This is a genomic window from Nonomuraea sp. NPDC049129 (assembly GCF_040648495.1).
Lineage (GTDB): Bacteria > Actinomycetota > Actinomycetes > Streptosporangiales > Streptosporangiaceae > Nonomuraea.
This window is the reverse complement of the sequence record NZ_JBEZDU010000008.1, coordinates 165,550-179,778: the sequence shown is the minus strand read 5'-3', so window position 1 is coordinate 179,778 and position 14,229 is coordinate 165,550. Positions and strand designations below refer to the sequence as shown.

The 14,229-nt window shown below is 66.3% G+C and carries 9 protein-coding genes; 4 read left to right on the top strand and 5 right to left on the bottom strand.

Going from position 1 to position 14,229, the window contains the following annotated elements; genetic code table 11:
- Positions 1 to 348: 348 nt before the first annotated feature.
- Positions 349 to 1,461, bottom strand: a complete 1,113-nt coding sequence (locus AB0B64_RS26365) for a hypothetical protein (RefSeq protein ID WP_358180271.1) — start codon at positions 1,459 to 1,461, stop codon at positions 349 to 351.
- Between the two features lie 1,151 nt (positions 1,462 to 2,612).
- Between AB0B64_RS26365 and AB0B64_RS26360 the strand changes: the two genes are divergently transcribed.
- On the top strand, positions 2,613 to 4,586 hold the full coding sequence (locus AB0B64_RS26360) for a right-handed parallel beta-helix repeat-containing protein (RefSeq protein ID WP_357954437.1): 1,974 nt from the start codon (positions 2,613 to 2,615) through the stop codon (positions 4,584 to 4,586).
- A 106-nt stretch (positions 4,587 to 4,692) separates the two neighbouring features.
- On the opposite strand, the gene AB0B64_RS26355 is transcribed toward AB0B64_RS26360, so the two are convergent.
- The 3 genes from AB0B64_RS26355 to AB0B64_RS26345 form a co-directional block, all read right to left on the bottom strand.
- Positions 4,693 to 6,120: a non-reducing end alpha-L-arabinofuranosidase family hydrolase gene (locus tag AB0B64_RS26355; RefSeq protein ID WP_358180268.1), complete on the bottom strand. Its 1,428-nt coding sequence runs from the start codon at positions 6,118 to 6,120 to the stop codon at positions 4,693 to 4,695.
- Between the two features lie 30 nt (positions 6,121 to 6,150).
- Positions 6,151 to 7,488 carry an endo-1,4-beta-xylanase gene (locus AB0B64_RS26350; protein ID WP_358180265.1) on the bottom strand — a complete coding sequence of 446 codons (1,338 nt, stop codon included), beginning with the start codon at positions 7,486 to 7,488 and terminating at the stop codon, positions 6,151 to 6,153.
- Positions 7,489 to 8,166: 678 nt separating this feature from the next.
- The gene (locus AB0B64_RS26345) at positions 8,167 to 8,649 is read right to left on the bottom strand and encodes a hypothetical protein (RefSeq protein ID WP_358180262.1); all 483 of its coding nucleotides are present in this window, start codon (positions 8,647 to 8,649) and stop codon (positions 8,167 to 8,169) included.
- A 174-nt stretch (positions 8,650 to 8,823) separates the two neighbouring features.
- Between AB0B64_RS26345 and AB0B64_RS26340 the strand changes: the two genes are divergently transcribed.
- Both AB0B64_RS26340 and AB0B64_RS26335 read left to right on the top strand, forming a co-directional pair.
- Positions 8,824 to 10,341 carry a trypsin-like serine protease gene (locus tag AB0B64_RS26340; RefSeq protein WP_357957391.1) on the top strand — a complete coding sequence of 506 codons (1,518 nt, stop codon included), beginning with the start codon at positions 8,824 to 8,826 and terminating at the stop codon, positions 10,339 to 10,341.
- A gap of 176 nt (positions 10,342 to 10,517) precedes the next feature.
- A complete protein-coding gene (locus tag AB0B64_RS26335; protein WP_357957392.1) occupies positions 10,518 to 10,733 on the top strand; it encodes a hypothetical protein in 216 nt (71 codons plus the stop codon).
- A gap of 292 nt (positions 10,734 to 11,025) precedes the next feature.
- Here the strand turns inward: AB0B64_RS26335 and AB0B64_RS26330 are convergent, their stop codons facing one another.
- The gene (locus AB0B64_RS26330) at positions 11,026 to 11,817 is read right to left on the bottom strand and encodes an IclR family transcriptional regulator (RefSeq protein ID WP_357957394.1); all 792 of its coding nucleotides are present in this window, start codon (positions 11,815 to 11,817) and stop codon (positions 11,026 to 11,028) included.
- A 1,063-nt stretch (positions 11,818 to 12,880) separates the two neighbouring features.
- Here AB0B64_RS26330 and AB0B64_RS26325 point away from each other — a divergent pair.
- Positions 12,881 to 14,185, top strand: a complete 1,305-nt coding sequence (locus AB0B64_RS26325) for a hypothetical protein (protein WP_357957396.1) — start codon at positions 12,881 to 12,883, stop codon at positions 14,183 to 14,185.
- Positions 14,186 to 14,229: the final 44 nt, after the last annotated feature.

Sequence of the window (14,229 nt, the reverse complement as noted above, 5' to 3'; positions counted from 1 at the left end):
GAGCGTGGGCGGTAATGCCCTTTTCGGGGTCGAGAAGGTCCAACACGATAGACAGCGCGGCGAAGTACAACATGACCTTCCCGACACGGCCCCACACCAGCATGCTCGTGGTCGAACGGCCGTCGAACCACGTGGCGATGACGTCAACCAGTTCGTTCACGGGCTGCCCCTTCGCGTGTGCGGCGGCCTTCACACAGATCCCAGTCTTCTCCCGGTACGCCCGCAGATCACCCGCTCCTGGACGACGATCCGAGTGGGAGAAGTGGTAACCGATCACCGGCTCGCTCCGGCCGCGCTACGGATCACCTGCGCCGGGCACGAGCCGTGCCCGGGCTCCTATCCGTGAGGTCACTTGGCATGTGGATAGGCGACCATGGTGTTTGTGGAGTCTTCCCAGAACAGACCGTATCCGGAGTAGTCGCCGAAGGGAGCCACGACGTAGTTGCCGAGCTGGACCTGGCCTGTGGCGAGGTCGATGGTGACCCGCGGGTCGGCCTGGTCGGCAGTCGAGGCGCCGATGCCGAAGGCGACGCCGTCATCGGTCACACCGGTCAGATGGACCGGCTTGTCGCGGTCGGTCTCCTCGAAGCAGTGGCCGGTGCCTTTGTCCAAGTCGAAGGCCGTGTGGCTGCGGACGAGATAGCGGCCGTCGGCAGACAGGGAGGCCCCCTTGGAGTCGTCGGCCGTCACGCCCTGATCCGGCGCGCAGTCGACCTTGGCGCGAGCCTTTCCCGTGGCGGGGTCCAGGACGGCCCACGTGTCGTTGGGCACGCCTTCATCGCGCCACTGCGCGACGAGGGAGTCCTTGACCGGGGCGATGAAGAGCTTGTGGTCGCTGTTGGTGGTGAGAGTTCCGCCTGACCAGGCTCCCGGCACCCAGTAGTGGCGGCGGGGCTGGGTGTTGGTAGCCAGCAGCGGCCCGCGAGGGGTGACCGCTACGGCCTTGGTCGAGCCGAAACACAGCTTGCACTCGCTGGCTGGGGGTTTCATCTTCCTCAGGTCGTACGTCTTCGTCGCGCCGGTGGCCGGATCCACGGTCACCACCACGTCGTTGTCCAGCCGCACCAGCAGTCCGCCACCGCCGTTGGTGACCGCACCCTCGCCGTCCAGTTCGAGATGGTGAGCCGGTTTGACGCCGTCTCCAGCGGCACGGGCCGGGAAGATGTCGATCGTCGTGACCTGCCGGCCCTTGCTGACCACGTCCGCGCCCTGAAAGCCGGACGCGGAGGCGACCAGGTAGTCCATTCCCCGCACGGTGACCGAGAACGCTGACATCAGGCCGGGGCCCTTCACCTCGCTCTTCCACAGACTTTGGCCGCTGGTCACATCGAGCACGGTGAAGGTGCCGTCGTTCTTGCCGCCCTGCCGGAAGACGGCGACCGCCCCGGAGTGCGGCAGGGTGAGCTGGTCCCCCGGCAGGTCCGACTCCCAGCCGCGGGAGGTGTCATAGAGGCTGGGCACCGACAGCTGTGTCTTCGGCGCGACACGCTCAGGAGAGGCGGACGAGGACGGCGTCGGCGTGCCGGTCCGGGGCCCGTGCGACTTTCCCGAATCATCGCTTCCCGCACCTCCTCCGCAGGAGGTGAGAAGACCTGCGGCCACCACTGCCACGATTACGCGCCTGGGCCGATTCACGCGAGTCCTCCATAAAAACAGAACGTATCGGGCGCCAATAGATGGGCATCCTTGATCCGGAGTCCCCGCCGGGGGCACCCTCTTTCAACGCCACTCGATTTTCAACGCCACTCGATGAACGCGGCAGTGTCGCCGAGCGTGGAGAACTAGTCTCCGAAGACCCCGACCGGTGTCTGCTTCCGGCCCGCGCTGTTCGCCGGTCGCTGAACTGGAAACGAGGCTTGCTGCCAGGACCAGTGAGAAAAGGGTCGCCGCTGCTCTCGACCCGAGGTTGCAGTGGAAGTAGATCGCCTGCCCCTGCCGAGCCTGGTCACGTTCCCGCACCGGTCCATGTAGGGCCCCTTCTTGAGGTTGTAGGAGCCCTTCATCACGCCGTAGCCGCCGTCCAAGTTGGAGATGGAGTCGTCGTACACGGCACATGGAGAGCCGACGCGGCCGGCCCGTTCACGAGTGTCGCCGCCATGATCGCGCCGGTCGTAACCAGCATGCCAACCGCCTTGGTCCCGAATCGCATGTTGCCCTCTTTGTCCTGTTGACCAGCTGGCGATCCACATGGTGCGCCGGACGGTGTTGAGAACTTGTTGAGGATTCGTTGAGGGGACCGGCATGGGGACGGGGCGCAGGCCGGCCCCGGGTCCAGCCGAGATACGGGTAGAACCGGCCATGAGGCCAGTTGGGGCGTTCGGCCGGTGGAAGGTCAGGTCCGGAAGTTGCGGATACGGCCGGAAGCCGAAGACCTCGGTCTCCCCTGTCCCTGCTGTCCCTCATCCACGCCTGACCTGCGGATGTGTGCGCCACGGGAGGAGGACATCTCAGGGACGTGATGTCTATCGCTGTCCTTGATCCACAGGACGCCGACATCGGCCCGCAGGCCATTTTCAGAGTTCGATCTGAGGGGTAGGTGCGAGCTGGCTACAGTGGCGACGGCCAGCAGTCAAATGGAGTTAAGGCTGGCCGAAATCCAGAGGAGAACAGGAATGCGAAGAACCTGGCCACTGGCGCTGATGGCCCTCGCCACGGTTGTCATGGGCGGCGCGACGCCGGCGAGTGGCGACGCGGTCGTCAAGGCAACGAATTCGACGACGGCGACGGCAGCGGTCTGCGGCAGCTCGTCGCTGAACGGCCCGACCACACCGCCCGCCGGCGCGGTCGTGGTCCCTGCGGGTGACAACAGCGGCGTGGACTTACGCAAGGCGAACACCACGTACTACTTCCAGACCGGCACGCACACGCTGGGCACCGACCAGTACTCCCAGATCATGCCCGGCAACGGCGCGACGTTCATCGGCGCGCCCGGCGCGGTGCTGGACGGGCAGCGGCTGAACCGGTACGCGTTCACCCAGCAGGCGACTGGCGTCACGATCCGGTACCTGACCATCACCGGGTTCGTCGCGCCGCGCGATCAGGGTGTGGTCAATCACGACTCCGGCGACGGCTGGATCGTGGAGCACAACACGATCCGCGACAACTCCGGCGCGGGGCTGATGGCCGGAGCCACGAACCAGATCCGTGGCAACTGCCTCAAGGACAACGGACAGTACGGCCTGAACGCGTACAAAGAGGGCAACACCATCACCGGCCTGGTTGTGGCGGACAACGAGTTCACCGGCAACAACACCGAGGACTGGGAGCACCAGGAGCCCGGGTGCGGATGTACCGGTGGCATGAAGTTCTGGGCGGTCAACGGCGCCGACGTGACCGGCAACTGGGTCCACGGCAACCACGGGCCGGGGGTCTGGGCGGACACCAACAACAACGACTTCCTCATCGAGAACAACCTCATCGAGGCCAACGACTCGCTCGCGATCTTCTACGAGATCAGCTACAACGCCGTGATCCGCAACAACACCATCCGCGGCAACGCCTGGGCCTCCGGTGCCGAGCGGGCAACGAAGGGCGACCCGTTCCCCGAAGCGGCGATCTACCTGTCCGAGGCGGATGGTGAGCCCCGCTTGAAGGCGCGGACCAGCAAGATCGAGATCACTGGCAACCGGCTCGAGAACAACTGGGGCGGGATCACCGCGTGGGCGAACGCCGACCGGTTCTGCAACAGCCCCGCCTCGACGACCCGCGACTGCACGCTGATCGTCGGGCCGACCAACACCTCACAGTGCTCGGCTCCCGCCATCGCCGGCGAGCCGCTCTACACCAACTGCCGCTGGTGGACGAAGAACGTCGACGTCCACCACAACACGTTCGCCTTCAACCCCAGTGCCGTCAACGGCGGCTGCCCAACGCAGTACTGCGGGCACATGGCCCTGCTGTCCAACTGGGGCACGTACCCGGACTGGTCCCCGTACAAGGGCGCCGTGATCCAGCAGTCGATCGTCCACGGGTCGAACAACTCCTGGCACGACAACACCTACACAGGACCGTGGCAGTTCAGGGTCACCGACATGGGCACCCGCATCGCGCCCGGCCAGTGGGTCGGCCCCCAGTACGGCCAGGACGCCGGCAGCACGTTCGACGGCGGCACGCCCGTCCCGCCGGCGATCACCGAGCAGGACTTCGAGTCCGGCTCGACGATCTCGCCCTACTCCCCGTGGTACGGGACCAGCGTCGCGCACCAGACCGGCGGCGCGCATGGTGGCACGGGCTCGCTGCAGATGACCAGCACCCAGTCGGGCGGCAGCGCGGTGGCGCTTGACAACTTCCCCGGCTACAGCGGTGTGGTCGCCGGTACGAGCTACCACGTGTCGCTGTGGTATCGGGAGGCTGTGGCGACCATGCCCGCCGTCACGTGGAACGTGCGGTGGCGCGACGAGTCCGGCACGGTGCTGCGTACCGACGCCATCTCCCTGGCCCAGAAGACCGCCTGGACCGAAGCGGCCGGCACGTTCACCGCGCCCGCGGGCACGACCCGCGTCGACTGGACCTTTGTCTGGAACGCGAGCACCGCCGGGCCCGCGTTCCAGATCGATGATGTGGCGATCCGTCCCGGGAATGCTTGAGCAAAAGACCCGGTAACGGCGCTTCGCCCGCCTTCCTGGCACGCTACGCGGAAAGAGCGGCTGCGACACGGAACCCCGCGTCGCAGCCGCTCTGAAAGCCATGCCGTTAGCGCTGCAGTGTCAGCACACCCGGCCGGTAGGGCAGGAGACCGTAGTCGCCGCCCGAGCTGGGGGCCCGTCCCTGGTAGAGCAACTGCAGATTGCAGGGATCAACGGTCATGGTCTGATCGGGGTTGGTGCGGACCAGATCGCCGTGGCTGATGTCGTTGGTCCAGGTGGCGCCGCTGTTGGCCTTGCCGGCGAAGGGATTGCCCTCGGTCGCGGCCTGCGGTGTCCACGTACCGCCCAGGCTGGTGGCCGTGAACGAGCGGAAGTAGCGACCCTGCGAGCCCATCGCCTCGACGAGCATGAGGTATCGGTTCTGGCCCTGGAGCTGGTAGACCTGAACTCCTTCGAACAGATTGTTCGTCGTGTCGCTCATGATCGTCGTCGAGGTCGCGCCGAAACTGCCCGGGAAATTTCCGATGGGCATGCTGGCCCGGTAGATCTTGCCGTTGTCGCCGGCGAAGAACAGGTACATGTTCGTGCTGTCACCGATGAGTGTCTGGTCGATGGGTCCTGTGCTGGAGCCGGAGATGCTGCCGGAGAAGAGCACCTGCTGCGCTGACCAGCCATTCGGATTGGTGGGGTCGCTGGAGGTCCGGTAGGAGAAGGCGGTCCCACCCCACTGGTAGGCGAGCACCCAGATGTTCTTCGGGGCGAAGTAGAAGAGCGTCGGCGCGACAGTGGAAATGGACATCGTGTTCTGGCCGGCCGAGGCCATGTCGGACCAGTTGCTGAAGAGGCCGAAGTTCATCGAACCCCACCTCGTCCCCGTGTCGTGCGTCGTCGCATAGACGAGATGCCTGCCGTTGTAGACGACGTTGGTGAAGTCCTTGAGCGAGACCCATCCCGACTTCGGGGTCGCCAGCGGGCCCGTCGATGTCCAGCGGTACGTCGATGGAAGAGCGCACGTGCCGGTCGGCGTCGGTGTGGGCGTCGGAGTCGGTGTGGGGGTGGGCGTGGGGGTGCCGGGGTTGCCGCAGGTCACGCCGTTCAGAGCGAACGACGTGGGCACCGGGTTGCTGCCGTTCCACGAGCCGTTGAACCCGAAGGTGGTGCTGCCGCCGGAGGGGATGGAGGCGTTGTAGGAGACGTTGGTGGCGGTCACCGACGAGCCGGACTGGGTCTGGGTGGCGTTCCAGATCTGGGTGATCTGCTGGCCGGCGCCGAAGGACCAGGTCAGCCGCCAGCCGTCGACCGCGTCACCGAGGTTGTTGATGGTGACGCCGGCACCGAAGCCACCCTGCCAGCTCGAACTGATCGTGTAGTCGACCCGGCAGGCCACGGCGGCCTGGGCGGGCTGTGTGATCAGCAGGCCGGCTCCGGCCAGCAGGACCGCGATGGCGCCGATCACCAGGCCGCGGCGCGAGACCCGCCGGGTCGGCGCCGCGGCCGTGACGGCGGAGGGGTGCGCTGGCCAGGGCAGACGCATCAGTATTCTCCTCATCATGTCCGGCCTCCGTCAGGGGCTGGTGCAGGTGGCGGTCGGGGTGGCCGCGGTGCCGTTCGCGGTGAACCCGAAGGTCGTGGAGCCGCCGGCGGCGATGGAGCCGTTGTAGGCGGCGTTGCGTACGGTGACGCTGGAGCCGGACACGCTCTGCTGGCCGTTCCACAGGCTGCTGATGCTCTGCCCGCCGGGCCAGGTCCACCGCACGGTCCATGCGCTGATCGCCGCGCCGCCCGCCTGGACGGTCACCGTCGACTGGAAGCCGCCCTGCCAGCTGTTGGTCGTCGTGATCGTCGCCGCGCACCCGTCCGGGACCGGTGTCGGTGTCGGAGTCGGGGTGGGCGTCGGGGTCGGAGTGGGGTCGGGGTCCGGCGAGGCGGAGTTGAGGGCGTTGAGGACCGCGTCGTAGGCGGGCTTCTTGTTGCCGCCGCTGAACAGCAGCGGGGTGTCACCCGACCGCCACGAGTCCTGGTCGCGTACCCCCCACACCGTGATGCCGGCGCAACGGGCCACCGCCAGGCAGTCGTTCACCACGGCGGCGTAGGTCTGCGGAGAGGCGCCCTGGATGTCCAGCTCGGTGATCTGCACGTCCACCCCGAGGGCGGCGAAGCTGGAGATGGTGGTGCGGTAGTTGCTGTTGTACGGGCTGCCGCTGTTGAAGTGCGACTGCAGGCCGACGCAGTCGATCGGCACGCCGCGGGCCTTGAAGTCCTTGACCATGTTGTAGACGCCCTGCGTCTTGGCCCAGGTCCAGTTGTCGATGTTGTAGTCGTTGTAGCAGAGCTTGGCGTTGGGGTCGGCGTTGCGGGCGGTGCGGAAGGCGACCTCGATCCAGTCGTTGCCGGTGCGCTGCAGGTTGGAGTCGCGCCGCCCGCCGCCGCTGTCGGCGTAGGCTTCGTTGACCACGTCCCAGGCGTAGATCTTGCCCTTGTAGTGGCCCATCACGCCGTTGATGTGGTCGATCATCGCCTGCCGCAGGCTGCCGCCCGACAGCGACTGCATCCAGCCGGGCTGCTGGCCGTGCCAGGCCAGCGTGTGCCCGCGCACCCGCTTGCCGTTCTGCACGGCCCAGTTGTAGACCCGGTCCCCGCTGGTGAAGTTGAACTGTCCCCGGTTCGGCTCGGTGGCGTCGATCTTCATCTCGTTCTCGGCCGTCACCATGTTGAACTCGCGGCCGGCGATCGTGGTGTACTGCGAGTCGCCGAGCCGGCCCGCGCTGATGGCGGTGCCGAAGTATCGCCCGCTCTGCGCGGCGGCCGCGCCGAGCGTACTCGCCGCCGCTCCGGCCGGCATGGTCGGTACGATCACCGCGGTGACCACGCCGAGGACGCCGACGGCGGCGGCGATCAGCACCCGCGGGCTCCTGAGAGGCCGCGGCGGAAGTATGGCTTTGATCCCCATGACTGGCTGCTCCAGACTGAATCACGAGAAAGCGGACACGCGGGGGTCATCCCGCACGATCGACGCCGCGTCCCGTGATCAGGGAACGCACACCACCAGGGCATCGCGAACGGCGGTCCTCGCCGCGCACCACCACGAGCAGGAGGAGGCCGCCTTGGGCCACAGTCTGGAAACCATCCCGAAATGTGTCAAGGTTTTGGCGAAAGTTTCAGAGTGACGCTCTCGCCGCCACGGGCGGCGACCCCCGATAACGCCTGATGAGCCGCACGCCCGTCCGCCGCCCCCTCGTGGGCGCGAAGTGCCGTCCTTGACGTCGCCTCTTCCTCTCGTATTGGCTCCGACCTGTCACCACGACCATCTGACAGAAAAGGAACCGCGACCAAGAAGAAGACGTGTGAGCGTTAACAGCCGACCTGGGGCCACCACCCAACGGCCATGATGCGGGGCGGTCCGGCGGACAGACACCACGTCCCCGGAGCCGCCTCTCGGAGAGTCACTGATGAGGAGGTTCATGACGGTCTTTCACCGTCAAGGTCGCGACCGCGCCGAGGGCGATGCCAGCGAGGGGGGTGATCGCCGGCCCCTACGTGCGGCCGTGTCCCCGTAGGGCGCGCTCTGGCTTTCCGGAGGTCATTTGCGGTAGCACTCCGTAAAGCCGTCCTGCGAGACGCCATCAGGCACCTCGACCTGTGCGGCCTGCCCTGGAGCGGGGTCTTTGACCTTGTACCCGTGATCGCGGAGGCACTGGAGGGTCTTGAGCTCTTTCTCCTTCGCTTCTTTGTCGGACATCTTCGGCTGGTCGTCAGAGGCCGTGGGCGGCTTGCCGATCTCCTTGATGCAGGCGTCCCTCGCTACCTCGTACGCGTCCTGCCGGTCGCCGAAGTCGATCTTTCCGGCCTCCTTCGGAAGCACGAAGCCCTTGTCGCTCAGGCACGACCGGAACTTGACCTCCCATTCGGTGTACTTCTGGTCGGCCGTACCGGCGGAAGCCGACGAGTTGTTCGGCGGCCCGCTCGACCCGTTGGCGTCGCCGCAACCGGCCAGCAGGCCCGCGAGGCAGGCGAAAGCCGCGAATGCGACGCGAGTACGAGGGAGGTGAAGTGTGTTGGGCATGGTTGGCCACCCTGCGCGGTGCGAGTGTCCGCGCTGTCGCGGTCGCGTATCCACGACCGCTTGGCTACGTATCGAGTGTGTGTCAGCCCCTGATACACCCCCAATACGTAGCCAAGCGGCCGCCGATACGTGACCGCCGCCGCATGGACACCTGTACCGCGCAGGGTGTCGCAAATGCGAAGTCGTCTTCTTCTCGTCGTCCCCGTGGCGCTGGCCGCGCTGGCGGCGACCGCGACTCCGTCGTTCGCCCTGCGCGGCGGCGTCGAGTCGGTACGGCCGTACTCGTTCATGGGCTCGTTACAACGCGCCGAGTCCCCGCGCGCGGACGGCCATGTCTGCGGAGTCACGCTGATCGCGCCGCAGTGGGTGGTCACCGCGAGCCACTGCGCCCGTACGCCCAATCAGGCGCCGGTCGGCACCCCTCGGGGCTGGCGGGTGCGCGTCGGCTCCCTGAGCGTGACCTCCGGCGGCGAACTGGCCGAGGTCGACAGGTTCTATCGGTACTCCACCGAGGTCTACGGCAAGGATCTCGCGCTGCTGCACCTGCGTACCCCGGTTCGGGCGAAGCCGGCGCGGATCGCGCCGGTCACGCCGGCCGACCGAACCGCCACCCGCATCATCGGCTGGGGCGTGACCTGTGACGAGCGCGCGCCGAAGTGCTATCCGGACCGCCTGCGCGAGGCCGACACCGTGGTGCAGCCCGACTCGAAATGTGAAGTGAGCGGCATCACCGCGAAGCGTGAGCTGTGCGTGGGCAGCCCGGACGGAAGCATCTCGGCCACCAACATGGATTCCGGCGGCCCGGCGCTGGTCCGCCGCAGTGGCAGCTGGCTGCTGGCCGGGGCGGTCAGCGGCAGCAACAGCAACGACACACCGACCGTGTACAGCGACGTGTCGGTGTATCGGAAGTGGATCCGGGGCATCGTCACGGGCAGCGCGGTTCCGCCGGAACCGCATATGCCGTCCCTGGAGGGTGCCGCGCAGTTCGGTGAATGTTCCGGCGCCGTGGTCCGCACCGGGAGCGACCGGGCGGAGGATCCGGCCCTGCTCCTCACCAACGGCCACTGCGTCCAGGGCACCCGCCCCGCGCCGGGGTCGGCGCTGGTCGATCAGCCGGCCGCCCAGCCGGTCACGATCACCGACCGCGAGGGCTACCCCAAGGTCGAGGCCAGGACGACCCGGCTGGTGTACGCCACCATGACCGGCACCGACATCGCCCTGTACCGCCTGAACCGGACCTACGCGGAGCTGGCCGCCGCCGACGCCAAGGTCTTCGACCTCACCACGACCCCGGCCGCGGCCGGTGACCGGGTGGACCTGTTGTCCGGCAACTGGGGCCGCCGCTGGAGCTGCGCGGTGCAGGCCGTGCTGCCGGGGCTGCGTGAGGGCGGGTACGAGCAGGAGAACGCGCTCACGTACACCAGCGCCTGCGAACCGGGGCATGGCGCCTCGGGGTCACCGCTGATCGCCCCGGACGGGCAGACCGTGGTCGGGCTGCACAGCACGAGCAACGACGACGGGAAGAGCTGCACGGAGAACAATCCGTGTGAAGTGGACGCGGCCGGCCACGTGACGGTGCGCAAGGGCGCCCATTATGGGCAGCAGGTCGCGGCCGTGCCCGCCTGCTTGGCACCCGGCTCGGTGCTGGACCTGTCCCTTCCCGACTGCACGCTGCCCCGCCCAGCCGCCTGACGGACGGCGCCTCGGACGCCGGCCGGATCCGCTCCTGAACAGCCTCGCGGCGCGATCACGACCACTGAGCACACCGAATCCCTCATCACCCGAGCACTCGCAGGAGATCGATCACGACCTCGCGCCCGACCGTTGCCGCTCCTTCTTCCTGGACCGTTCAGGCGCTCTGTGCCGCTGTGACACTGCACGTCGTCGCACTGCTGTTCCAGGCGGTGACGGCGGGAATCTTGCTGTCCTCACCCAGCGGCCGGGCGCTGCACATTCTCTTCCGCTCGGGGTACTGTTGTTCGGCGGCGGCGTCGCGCAGCCCTTCCGAGTCCTGGCGCGGCCAGGAGCCGCGTGAGGCCGAGGCGGCGGCCCTGCTGTCACCGGCGCGGCTGAAATCTCGATAGCGCGGACACAGCAGAGCCGACAGACTCGGCAATCAACGGAGATCCAGTTCTTCGACGGCTGGTTATGGAAGATCACCAGTTTTACTGGATCTCCGTCCCAAGTCCTGAGACCTCACGTGCTTGACAGCGCCACGAGCGCCTTAACTACCCGGCCTTGGGGCAGGGCCCGTGGCTTACGGGCGAACTGCGGGACCACTCGCACAACACAGCCCACCGAAGAATCGGGTTAAGCCGATGCGATCTTGCGTACGACCGCCAAGAAGACAGCACAAGCTAAAGACCGAAAACAACGCTAAACACCATCAAACGGATATTTTATTGGCGCCTTCCGCAAGGCGCGAGAGATCTGAACCGCCGCTGGTCGGAGGGCGTTGAGCAGCCCATCTGCTTCTTTGGGGCCCACCTCTATCAGGACGGCGACCGCAGCCAAGAGGATGTTTTCGCTTCCGTGCTGGAGAACAGGGACCGCGTACGAGTTTAGCCCAATCGTCCGTTCTTGATGACAGGCGGCATAGCCATATTTCCGAATATCGTTGAGCTCATCTTTCAAACACTGAGGAGAGGTGATCGTATAAGAAGTGTACGACGCAAGCTTGCTCTGGAGGATTCTTTTCCTGACCTCAGCAGGTGCATATGCGAGAATGGCCTTTCCCACGCACGTGGCGTGCAGCGGTAAACGACCGCCCACGCGGCCTACAGGCTGGACAGAAATGTTCTTGAGGAGCCGCTCCACAACCAACGCCTTGTCATCGGCAGGCATGGCTAGCACCACGTGCCCACGAGTTGACTGGTACAGGTCTTGCAGAACTGGCATAGCGATATCGCGCAGAATCGAGGCGCGCGGGCACCGCGTACCGATCTCCCAGATAAGCCTGCTCAGGCAGTAGCGCCCAGACGGCAGTCGCTCCAGAGCGCCTTGTGTCACAAGCTCTTGGAGCCAGCGATGCGCGGTGCTCGACGCGAGCTGCGTTCTCTCACAGATCTCTGTGAGAGACAGTTCGATCTGATCACCGGCGAACGCCTTCAAGATCGACATCGCCCGGGCAACGCCCGACTGTCCGGAGTTCTTGCCGCTCCCCGCCACTGAGTCTCCAGTCAGTTGCGACCCTGCCATTAAGCCAGGTCAGCCCGCACGATTCCCGCTGAGCGGGATCGTAGTTCATCCGCGGCTCGCGTATCGCACATAGTGTTCCAGCACGCACAAATCGGCATGAATCCCGGACCCCGGCGATGACATGTCTTATTGGGGCATTTTGGGCATATGTTCCAGCCTGGACGTTATATTATCCACGTTCCGGACCTTCGGCACCATATGTCGGATTCACTCATGCCCGCATTGCGATCTTCATGGGCTGGAGGTGTCGGATTGGATGAATGGATGGGCCCACCCGCCAGGGCCCTCCGTTACGGGTTCTTGCTGCGGCTATGGGATGCCTATCAAGGCTTTCAGGACGGGCGCCGCCGCATTCCTTCGATGTCTCATGCCACCGAATCTGAATCTGATTCTAAAACGGCCTCGGAAGTCCGAGTGATCACCCCAAAGCTGGAATACCTGCGCCACCTCGCCCGGGATCAGATTGATCAGGAGCGGAGCGCACTCCTGTCGCGCACTGGATGCCTCCAGCCGGAGCTGGCTGGTGCCGAAGAACGACGAAAGTCGGCCGAGCGCCAAGTTCACATGGCCCGGCAGCGATGGGAGGAGGCACGCGAGCCAGTACCAGAGGAAGACCTCAAAGAGCGGCGGCTGGCCGAGTCTTTCCGGGAAGGGCGGACGGACTCCCTGGTACGGGCACGTCGACTGGCCGACCGCGATAGGAGGCGGACCACGGCCGAGAACGAATGGGCCAAAGCGGAGAAAGACCTAGCCGCAGCGGTGCAAGCAGTTGAGGGACTGAGGCAGCAGATCGCATTTGAGGAGGCGGCCAGCCGGTCGCGGGCGCGGCGCGTGCACGAGTTCATAAGCCGACGCGCAGCCTCGTACCTGCAACAACTCGTCCGAACCCACCCACATGGGCCCGATCTCAACGCCCACCTCGAACTGCTCGGACCCGACCTGCCGAGGTGGGCCCACGAACCGACTGAGCTCTACGGCTCAAATCCAGTTCCTGAGGAATCTGCACGGCATCAAACAGGAGGAGAGACTGCGAATGGCATGGTGGCACCTTAGGCGCGGCGGCTTCCGCCTGCGGCGCGCGCCGGAGCCCAGGCGGTTCGTCCCCTCGGATGTCGACGAGAATGCTGCGCTCGCGGAGATCACGCGTCTGGTGGAGGGACTGGCGCCTGGCGGGGTGGACGAAGCAACTGGGCACTCCCTCGACAACCTCATCAACTCAATGCTGGCGGGCTGGGAGCAGGGAGTCCAGGCGGAATTCGCCGCGTACAGCGCGGAGGCCGCCAGGCTCGTAGGCATGGCGAATGCGGCCGTGATTGAGCGCCAACCAGCAGAGGCCGACGACCGCCAACGCCTCGCGGACGCGTGCCTCGCCCTCAACGCGGCCCGCTCTCGCCTGGTGCAGGGGGACGACGGTTCCTCAAACATTGTGGGTCCCATGAGTAAGGGTGACCCGGCCAGCGATACCGACCTCTCACGCAACGACGACCCGACGAGCGAACCCCACCTTATGATCGACAACGGCTCGGCGGGCGTAGGCCGCTTTGTGCGCTGGGGTGATCGGGGACATTCGGATCCCGCGCTACTGGCTGGGTGGCCGCGGGTGCCACTGCTGCTCCACACTGCGGCGCTGACCATCGCCGTGGGCGCCGACTGGGCCGCTTTCCTACAGGTGGTGAAGCGGGTTATGCCCTCGGAGTCCAGCCCGACCACGTCCCTGGTGGTGGCCGGGTTCACGGGAATCGTGGTCTGGCTCGCGCATTCCGCCGGCGTGATGTTCCGCGACATCAGGGCAGGATCGGCGGGAGCGAGTCGCTTTCTGCCCCTCCTCTGCGTGTTCGCGTGGGTCGCGTTCGGTACCGCAGCCTTCGCGGCTCGCCTCGTGCTCTCCAAGCCGTCCCAGGCGTTCGGTCCGCAGGAAGCGGACGACCACCTCCTTTCTGCGCTGTTCTTCCTGGCTTTCTTCCTCGGCACCGGCATAGTCGCGGGCGTGGGGGCATATCTCACCCATAACCCCCTCCGGTCAGCTTATGGTCGAGCGCTGCGCGTCCACGAGCGCGTACTTCGGCGATCCATCGCCTCAGCCCGCGACCTCGCTCTGGCCGAGACTAACCGGTCCGCCCACGCGAGCGAGCTCATCGCAGCACGTCAAACCCTGCTGCACTCTCTTCAGGTCCGCCTAGCCCTCGCCGAGCGGCTCAAACAGATGGCTCGTGTGCTGATCGCGCAGCGGGCGCAGGACCCGGCCGTCACCGACGCCATCCTCGAACCCGATCTACGGCCCTACGAGTGGCGGCCAGGCACTGCAAACAACACTCCGTCGGCCCGATCAACCTCGTGACCGACCCGGACCTCCTTACTGATCGAATCCCTTCTGGAAGACAC

Coding starts and splice junctions, on each gene's coding strand:
- AB0B64_RS26355 (WP_358180268.1), bottom strand. CDS start 6,120: ATGCGTCTGCCCTGGCCAGCGCACCCCTCCGCCGTCACGGCCGCGGCG.
- AB0B64_RS26325 (WP_357957396.1), top strand. CDS start 12,881: ATGGCATGGTGGCACCTTAGGCGCGGCGGCTTCCGCCTGCGGCGCGCG.
- AB0B64_RS26340 (WP_357957391.1), top strand. CDS start 8,824: ATGCGAAGTCGTCTTCTTCTCGTCGTCCCCGTGGCGCTGGCCGCGCTG.
- AB0B64_RS26345 (WP_358180262.1), bottom strand. CDS start 8,649: ATGCCCAACACACTTCACCTCCCTCGTACTCGCGTCGCATTCGCGGCT.
- AB0B64_RS26360 (WP_357954437.1), top strand. CDS start 2,613: ATGCGAAGAACCTGGCCACTGGCGCTGATGGCCCTCGCCACGGTTGTC.